Annotated in this window: 1 pseudogene; it reads left to right on the top strand. The window is 60.8% G+C overall.

From position 1 onward, the window contains the following. Nucleotides 1–204, top strand: a pseudogene (locus tag FDX22_RS21410) (SelA-like pyridoxal phosphate-dependent enzyme); the annotation flags it as partial.

The raw sequence follows: 204 nt of genomic DNA, 5'->3' as shown, positions 1-204 counted from the left end.
GCCGGATAGTGCGGGTATGGCTAATGAAGTGGTCATGCTGCGCGGGCATAACGTTGACTACGGTGCGCCCATCACCAGCGCGATCCGCTTAGGGGGTGGACGCGTGGTGGAGGTTGGCTCAAGTAATCTGGCGGCCTGCTGGCAGCTGGAGAGCGCGATTACCGACAACACTGCCGCGCTGCTGTATGTGAAATCGCACCACTG

It is taken from the genome of Citrobacter sp. TBCS-14 (genome assembly GCF_005280805.1).
Lineage (GTDB): Bacteria > Pseudomonadota > Gammaproteobacteria > Enterobacterales > Enterobacteriaceae > Citrobacter > Citrobacter gillenii.
This window is presented reverse-complemented; position numbering and strand designations above follow the sequence as displayed.